Genomic DNA, 6,000 nt, shown 5'->3' with positions numbered 1-6,000 from the left:
AGAACAAGCAGACCCGCGAGCGTTTCGAGGGTCAGGGCGTCGGCATGATCTGCCGCGGTCACTGTTTCGACAACGGCCTGATCATGCGCGCGGTCGGCGACACCATGATCATTGCGCCGCCGCTGGTGATCAGCAAAGCCGAGATCGACGAGCTGGTGGCCAAGGCGCGTAAGTGCCTGGATCTCACCGCCAGTGCAGTGCTGGGTTAAGCCGCAGAGCGGGTCTATAAAGTGTTAGCCAGTTCGCCTGGCAGTTGTACACCCGCGCTAGACCTTGCCAGACTGCACTCGTGCGTTGGCCAGGCTCGCCGAAGGGTGATGACCAAGGGCAGTTCGCGTTTTCGAACTTCCAGGCAGACGTCACCGTTCGGATACTTAAACAACAACAGGAGCTGTACGCATGAAAACATTCGGCAAGTCCTTACTCGCGTTGTCCTTAGTGGGAGTCATGGCCGGCGCTGTTCAGGCCGATGACAAAGTGCTGCACGTTTACAACTGGTCGGACTACATCGCGCCGGGCACTGTCGAGAAGTTCAGCAAAGAAACCGGCATCAAGGTGGTCTACGACGTCTTCGACAGCAACGAAACCCTGGAAGCCAAACTGCTGGCTGGCAAGTCCGGGTATGACATAGTCGTGCCGTCGAACAACTTCCTCGCCAAGCAGATCAAGGCCAAGGTCTATCAGCCGCTGGACAAGTCCAAGCTGCCGAACTGGAAGAATCTCGACAGCAACCTGCTGAAGACCGTGGAAGTCAGCGATCCGGGCAACCAATACGCCTTCCCCTACATGTGGGGCTCGATCGGCATCGGCTACAACGTCGACAAGGTCAAGGCAGCGCTCGGCGAAAACGCGCCGGTGAACTCCTGGGATCTGGTGTTCAAGCCGGAGAACATGGCCAAGTTGAAAGACTGCGGGGTCAGCTTCCTCGATTCGCCGACCGAGATGCTGCCGGCTGCGCTGCACTACCTGGGCTACAAGTCCGATAGCCAGGATCCGAAAGAACTGAAGGCGGCCGAAGCACTGTTCTTGAGCGTTCGCCCGTCGACTGCCTACTTCCACTCGTCCAAATACATCTCCGATCTGGCTAACGGCAATATCTGCGTGGCTATCGGTTACTCGGGCGACATCTACCAGGCCAAGTCGCGCGCCGAGGAAGCCAAGGCCGGTGTGCAAGTCGCCTACAACATTCCGACGCAAGGTGCGGGTACCTTCTTCGACATGGTGGCGATCCCGGCGGATGCCGCCAACGTCGAGGCTGCCCATGCCTTCATTAACTTCCTGCTGCAGCCGGAAATCATGGCCGAGATCACCAATGAGGTGCAGTTCCCCAACGGCAATGCCGCTGCCACGCCGCTGGTGGATGAGGCGATCCGCAACGACCCGGGCATCTACCCGAGCGCAGAGACGATGAAGAAGCTCTACGCCTTCTCGGATCTGCCGGCCAATGTGCAGCGCACCATGACCCGCAGCTGGACCAAGATCAAGTCCGGCAAATAAGCCCACGACACCTCCGGCGGGTGCTCCCGCTGGAGGCCTGTCAGGAGCCTGTTGGATGAAGTGCTTAAACCACTACGCCGTACCCCTAGTTGAAGTACTAGCTCCAAGCAGTTGGCGTTTGCGCTTTGCTGCGCCCTGGATATGAGGTTCTGCCAGCTTGGCTGAGCAGAGGCGTAAAACTGGCCGCGATCAACGGCCATACTGACTAACAAGAATGAGGACTGACGTGTGCGAGTGCCCTTGAGTAAAACCCTGATCAGCACGCTGGCCCTGTTGAGCCTGAGCGCGGTTGCCCAGGCCGAGTCGACCGTACATGTCTATAACTGGTCCGACTACATCGGCGAAACCACCCTGGCCGACTTCCAGAAAGAAACTGGGATCAAGGTGGTGTACGACGTTTTCGACTCCAACGAAACTCTCGAAGGCAAGCTCCTCGCCGGGCGTTCCGGCTATGACCTCGTGGTGCCGTCCAACCACTTTCTCGGTCGCCAGATCAAGACCGGTGCCTTCCAGAAACTCGACCGCAGCAAGCTGCCGAACTGGAGCAACCTCGACCCGGAGCTGCTCAAGCAGCTCGAGGTCAACGATCCCGGCAACCAATACGCCGTCCCCTATCTGTGGGGCACCAACGGCATCGGCTACAACGAAGAGAAAGTCAAAGCCGCGCTCGGCGTCGACCAGATCGACTCCTGGGCCACCCTATTCGAACCCGAGAACATCAAGAAGCTCAGCCAGTGTGGCGTCTCCTTCCTCGACTCGGGCGACGAGATGGTGTCGCTGATGCTCAACTACATGGGTTTGGACCCGAACAGCCAGAACCCGGAAGACTACAAGAAGGCCGAGGCCAAGCTGTTGGCCGTGCGCCCCTATGTGACCTACTTCCACTCGTCCAAGTACATCTCCGACCTGGCCAACGGCGACATCTGTGTCGCGGTCGGTTTTTCCGGTGACATCTTCCAGGCCGCCGCTCGCGCCGAAGAGGCCGGCAAGGGTGTGAAGATCGAATACGTGATCCCGCAAGAAGGCGGCAACCTCTGGTTCGACATGCTGGCCATTCCGGCCGATGCCGCTAACCCCGAGCAGGCGTATGCCTTCATCAATTATGTGTTGCGCCCGGACGTGATCACCAAGATCAGTGACTACGTTGGCTATGCCAACCCGAACACCCAGTCGCTGGAATTGATGGACGAGTCCGTCCGCACCAATCCGGCCGTGTATCCCTCCAAAGAGGTACTGGCCAAGCTCTACGTATCGGCCGAGTTGCCGCCGAAAGTGCAACGCTTGATGACCCGCAGCTGGACCAAGGTCAAGTCGGGTAAATAAGTGCAAAAGGCCAGACCGCAGGGGCCTGGCCCTCTAGATAAGTTGGGAGTTTTGTAATGGCAGTTGCCTCCGGCGCCTACAAGAAAGCCCTCGAGGGCAACCAGCAACCTAAAGAGGTGCTGGTTAAAATCGACCGGGTGACCAAGAAGTTCGACGAGACGATAGCGGTGGACGATGTGTCCCTGACTATCAACAAGGGCGAGATCTTCGCCCTGCTCGGCGGCTCTGGTTCGGGTAAATCCACCTTGCTGCGGATGCTGGCAGGTTTCGAACGTCCAACCGAGGGCCGGATCTTCCTCGATGGCCAGGACATTACCGATATGCCGCCCTACGAGCGGCCGATCAACATGATGTTCCAGTCCTACGCACTGTTCCCGCACATGACCGTGGCGCAAAATATCGCCTTCGGCCTGAAGCAGGACAAAATGTCTGCCGCCGACATCGATGCGCGCGTGGCCGAGATGCTCAAGCTGGTGCAGATGAGCCAGTACGCCAAGCGCAAGCCGCATCAGCTGTCCGGCGGTCAGCGTCAGCGTGTGGCCCTGGCCCGTTCGTTGGCCAAGAGCCCGAAACTGCTGCTGCTCGACGAGCCGATGGGCGCGCTGGACAAGAAGCTGCGCTCGCAGATGCAGCTGGAACTGGTGGAAATCATCGAGCGGGTCGGCGTGACCTGCGTGATGGTGACCCACGACCAGGAAGAGGCCATGACCATGGCCGAGCGCATCGCCATCATGCACCTCGGCTGGATCGCGCAGATCGGTAGCCCGATCGACATCTATGAAACGCCGACCAGCCGCATGGTCTGCGAATTCATCGGCAACGTGAACCTGTTCGAAGGCCAGGTGGTGGAGGACGCCGAGGGCCACGCGGTGATCGACAGCCCGGCGCTGGAGCGCAACATCTACGTCGGCCACGGCGTCAGCACCTCGGTGCAGGACAAGAACATCACCTACGCCATTCGCCCGGAAAAGCTGCTGGTCACCACCGAGCAACCGACCGGCGAGTACAACTGGTCGCGTGGCAAGGTGCAGGACATCGCCTACCTGGGCGGCCACTCGGTGTTCCACGTCGAGCTGCCGAGCGGCAAGGTCGTCCAGTCCTTCGCGGCCAACGCCGAGCGCCGCGGCACTCGGCCGACGTGGAACGACGAAGTGTTCGTCTGGTGGGAAGACGATAGCGGGGTAGCATTGCGCTCATGAACACTCGAAAACTAAAGCGGCTCCTGCCCAGGGGCCGGCACGTCGTCATCGGCGTGCCGTTCATTTGGCTGTTCCTGTTCTTCATGCTGCCGTTCTTCATCGTCCTGAAGATCAGCTTTGCCGAAGCCGACGTCGCCATTCCGCCCTATACCGAGATTTACAGCTTCGTTGAGCAGAAGCTGCAGGTGCTCCTCAACCTCGGCAACTACCTGCTGCTCGGCGAGGACGAGCTGTATATTGCGGCCTATCTGGGCTCGCTGAAAATCGCCTTGTTCAGCACCATCTTGTGTTTGCTGATCGGCTTCCCGATGGCCTACGGCATCGCGCGCGCCAGCAAGGAGATGCAGACGGTACTGCTGCTCTTGATCATGATGCCGACCTGGACGGCGATCCTGATCCGCGTGTATGCCTGGATGGGCATCCTCAGCAACAACGGTTTGCTGAATGCCTTCCTGATGGGCATTGGGCTGATCGACGAACCGTTGCAGATCCTCAACACCAACCTCGCGGTTTACATAGGTGTGGTGTACTCCTATCTGCCGTTTATGGTGCTGCCGCTCTACGCGAACCTGGTCAAACACGACCTGTCGCTGCTGGAAGCCGCCGCCGACCTCGGTTCGAGCAACTTCAACAGCTTCTGGAAGATCACCGTGCCGTTGTCCAAGAACGGCATCATCGCCGGCTGCATGCTGGTGTTTATCCCGGTGGTCGGCGAGTTCGTGATTCCGGAACTGCTCGGCGGGCCGGAGACGCTGATGATCGGTAAGGTGCTCTGGCAAGAGTTCTTCAATAACCGTGACTGGCCGGTGGCCTCGGCTCTGGCGGTGGTGATGCTGGCGATCCTGATCGTGCCAATCATCCTGTTCAACCGTAGTCAGGCGAAGGAAATGGAGGGTAGGGCATGAAGAGTTTTCTAGGGCTAGTGCCCGCCTCGTTGCTGTTCAACCCTAGCCAAGCCAAACAACTGGAGGGCAGAGCATGAAGCGCTTCGGTTTCTCGAATCTGATGCTGGTACTGGGTCTGCTGTTCATCTACCTGCCGATGCTGATCCTGGTGATCTACTCGTTCAACGCCTCCAAGCTGGTGACGGTCTGGGGCGGCTGGTCGGTGAAGTGGTATGTCGGCCTGCTCGACAACAGCCAACTGATGGGCTCGGTGCTGCGCTCGCTGGAAATCGCCTGCTACACGGCGATTGCCGCGGTCGCGCTGGGCACCCTGGCGGCCTTCGTGCTGACCCGGGTCACTCGCTTCAAGGGTCGCACGCTGTTCGGTGGCCTGGTCACCGCGCCGCTGGTGATGCCGGAAGTGATCACCGGTCTGTCCTTGCTGCTGTTGTTCGTGGCCATGGCGCAGTTGATCGGCTGGCCGGCTGAGCGTGGCATCCTCACCATCTGGATCGCCCACACCACCTTCTGCGCCGCCTATGTGGCGGTGGTGGTGTCGGCACGCTTGCGTGAGCTGGATCTGTCGATCGAGGAAGCGGCGATGGACCTCGGCGCCAAGCCGTGGAAGGTGTTCTTCCTGATCACCATCCCGATGATCGCGCCCTCGCTGGCGGCGGGCGGCATGATGTCCTTCGCCCTGTCGCTGGATGACCTGGTGCTGGCCAGCTTCGTCTCCGGGCCGGGTTCCACTACCTTGCCGATGGAAGTGTTCTCCGCCGTGCGTCTGGGCGTGAAACCCGAGATCAACGCCGTGGCCAGCCTGATCCTGCTGGTGGTGTCGATGATCACCTTCCTGATCTGGTACTTCGGCCGTAAGGCCGAGGCGCGCCGCAAGCGCCACATCCAGCAAGCCATGGATGAGACCACCGGGGCGGCCTTGCTGAAGGGGCCGGACAGCCGCCGCGATCCGTCGCAACAACAAATCGCCGCCTAAGCGGTCTGGCAGTTAGCACCACAAAGGGTCACTTCGGTGGCCCTTTTTTATTGCTTGGTTGAGCGGGCCGGCCCGGCACTTGCGCCAAACCGCCGCCCGCCAG

Annotated in this window: 5 protein-coding genes and 1 pseudogene; all 6 read left to right on the top strand. The window is 60.0% G+C overall.

Features of this window, described 5'->3' with window-relative positions; translation table 11 throughout:
* Positions 1–209 (top strand): annotated as a pseudogene (locus tag FFS13_RS19100) (aspartate aminotransferase family protein); the annotation flags it as partial.
* 190 nt (positions 210–399) lie between these two features.
* The gene (locus tag FFS13_RS19095; protein WP_137820641.1) at positions 400–1,497 is read left to right on the top strand and encodes a polyamine ABC transporter substrate-binding protein; all 1,098 of its coding nucleotides are present in this window, start codon (positions 400–402) and stop codon (positions 1,495–1,497) included.
* A gap of 240 nt (positions 1,498–1,737) precedes the next feature.
* Complete coding sequence (locus FFS13_RS19090) at positions 1,738–2,820, top strand: polyamine ABC transporter substrate-binding protein (protein WP_371922971.1); 1,083 nt, start codon at positions 1,738–1,740, stop codon at positions 2,818–2,820.
* A gap of 56 nt (positions 2,821–2,876) precedes the next feature.
* Complete coding sequence (potA, locus tag FFS13_RS19085; RefSeq protein WP_137820639.1) at positions 2,877–4,019, top strand: polyamine ABC transporter ATP-binding protein; 1,143 nt, start codon at positions 2,877–2,879, stop codon at positions 4,017–4,019.
* Positions 4,020–4,042: 23 nt separating this feature from the next.
* Positions 4,043–4,924 carry an ABC transporter permease subunit gene (locus tag FFS13_RS19080; protein ID WP_171006524.1) on the top strand — a complete coding sequence of 294 codons (882 nt, stop codon included), beginning with the start codon at positions 4,043–4,045 and terminating at the stop codon, positions 4,922–4,924.
* Between the two features lie 73 nt (positions 4,925–4,997).
* The gene (locus FFS13_RS19075; protein WP_137820637.1) at positions 4,998–5,897 is read left to right on the top strand and encodes an ABC transporter permease subunit; all 900 of its coding nucleotides are present in this window, start codon (positions 4,998–5,000) and stop codon (positions 5,895–5,897) included.
* The last annotated feature ends 103 nt before the right edge of the window (positions 5,898–6,000 follow it).

Origin of the sequence: Pseudomonas sp. 2FG, from assembly GCF_005502935.1 — a bacterium.
Classification (GTDB): Bacteria; Pseudomonadota; Gammaproteobacteria; order Pseudomonadales; family Pseudomonadaceae; genus Aquipseudomonas.
The sequence above is the reverse complement of the archived record's forward strand: the minus strand, read 5'-3'. Positions and strand labels throughout refer to the sequence as shown.